The sequence below is a fragment of the Paraburkholderia sp. BR13439 genome (genome assembly GCF_040948805.1).
In the GTDB taxonomy this organism is placed as follows: Bacteria; Pseudomonadota; Gammaproteobacteria; order Burkholderiales; family Burkholderiaceae; genus Paraburkholderia; species Paraburkholderia youngii.
This window is the reverse complement of sequence record NZ_JBFPKN010000102.1, coordinates 1-1828: the sequence shown is the minus strand read 5'-3', so window position 1 is coordinate 1828 and position 1828 is coordinate 1. Positions and strand designations below refer to the sequence as shown.

Below are 1828 nucleotides of genomic sequence, written 5' to 3'. Positions count from 1 at the left end.
CCACCAGCGCCCTTCCTGACGGCTGCTTGCAGCCGTTCGGAGAAGCACCGGACCATTCAACTCCACCTGGATGGTCTGCTCAACCAGCCGGTGTTGGAAAATCGATGCATCCCGCAATGCTTCATCCAACGATTATCTCCAGCTGGACTTGCGAGGCGACGGCGTTTTCGTTGCCTCACTTTTTTCATTGAATCAGTCGGCGACATACAATGCAGCAGCCATGGATTAGCTTCCGCTCCCGTCCTGTACCCGCGTTCTGCTTGAACGAAGCGGCGCGCATTGACATCTCATTGCGCAATTTCCTTTGTCTGTCAGTCCTCGAAACTGGGCGTGCGACTGCATTTCATCTCGGAAGCGTTGTTCGCTCCGCGTTCGTGCTGGCGTATCTCAGAAGGCTAGGATATTCCACCCTTACGGTTAAAGAATTCCGTCGCGCGGAACGTGACTTTGGCCGGGCGACCATAAGATTCGAAACAACGGGCCAATGGGACCTTGAGCTCGCGGAGCTAGAATCGGCGCGTCAGGTTGTACGCGCATTCGACCTCTCTCTAGAAGTCTCTAGAAGGTGTCCCCATCGCAGTGCTCGCACAGGCGCACCGTTACGCACAGGCGAACCTCAGCGCACCGCTACATCGGCGATTGAGTATTTCGACGCTCGCAGACGATGAATACGCTGCACAGCCATACTCTCAGGGTGCTGCCGCGGCCTAGTCAAATAGCTAGGTATCGCTGAGCATATGCTTAAGGTTGTCGAAAAGCTTCGCCGACGCGTGCTTCAGTTCGCGCGCTTTGCCGGCGCTTGAGGAGGTGTTTCCGACCACACGTGGCCAGCGCTGCTGGTTTCATAAAATGGGAAACGAGCGTTCGCATAGATAGACTAGAAACGACGTCATGAACGCGCTGCCCGAGTCGCAACAGGCACGCGCGAAGGCCGACATGCAATCGATCTGGATGGCGGCGACCCGCGCCGACGCGCACGCTGCCTTCGATCGGGCCCGGGTGGAGGCGGTGCCACCCATCAATCGCTTTTTGCAGGCGGTCGCGCTCTGCCAGTAAGGCTTGATTGTATGGGCCGAGCTCATGAACCAGCTTGTCGAAACAGGACCAGAAATTTCCGGAGCAACGCAGTTCCGGGCAACGCCTCACGCTCGAGGAAGTCGCAGAGTTCTCTTGCTACTAAAAGCCTGCCGCGGCGAATCATTTCATACATGGAAGTACAGTTTGTCGAGACGAAGTTGAACAGCAGCGAAAGTGGCTTCCCGCTACTCGAAATTGGTGTGCTTCGGCTTAATCAGCCAGCGTGAGAGCCGACACCGGCCTTGGCAACAGCGGCATCTTGGTCCGGCTTGGCGCCAGAGACTCCAACAGCGCCAACCACAGCGCCCTCTACCAGAATGGGAACTCCGCCTTCGAGAGCGCCGAGAACGCCCGCGCTCAGAAATGCCGTTCGTCCACCGTTTATCATCTCTTCATACAGCTTGGTTTCGCGTCGACCAAGTGCTGCAGCCCGGGCCTTCTCTGTGGAGATATAGCTGGAAGCGGGGGCTGCTCCGTCGAGCCGCGTGAAGCCGAGAGGATGACCGCCGTCATCGACAACGGAAATAGAGACTGCCCAACCCTGACGCGAGGCTTCATCGGCGCACGCGGAGAGAATCGTTTGAACGTCGGTTTGCGAGATGACGGGCTTTGAGCGCATATCGATCTATTGAATGTGTGTGAATCCTCTCAGCCTCACGCAAAGTGGTGAGGTTGACGAGGCAAGGCAGGCACTGGGAATCGACCCACTTAGCCCTGCCGCCGAAAGGTGGCGGCAGGGAATGGAGGTTGA

General features: G+C 57.4%; 1 protein-coding gene and 2 pseudogenes. 1 reads left to right on the top strand and 2 read right to left on the bottom strand.

Going from position 1 to position 1828, the window contains the following annotated elements:
* Window positions 1-795: 795 nt before the first annotated feature.
* A pseudogene (locus AB3X96_RS42320) lies at window positions 796-993 on the top strand (hypothetical protein); the annotation flags it as partial.
* Here the strand turns inward: AB3X96_RS42320 and AB3X96_RS42315 are convergent.
* Together AB3X96_RS42315 and AB3X96_RS42310 are read right to left on the bottom strand one after the other, a co-directional pair.
* Window positions 988-1210, bottom strand: a pseudogene (locus AB3X96_RS42315) (malate synthase G); the annotation flags it as partial. The pseudogenes AB3X96_RS42320 and AB3X96_RS42315 overlap by 6 nt on opposite strands.
* 81 nt (window positions 1211-1291) lie before the next feature.
* Window positions 1292-1696, bottom strand: a complete 405-nt coding sequence (locus AB3X96_RS42310) for a heme-binding protein (protein WP_368594386.1) — start codon at window positions 1694-1696, stop codon at window positions 1292-1294.
* Window positions 1697-1828 lie beyond the last annotated feature (132 nt).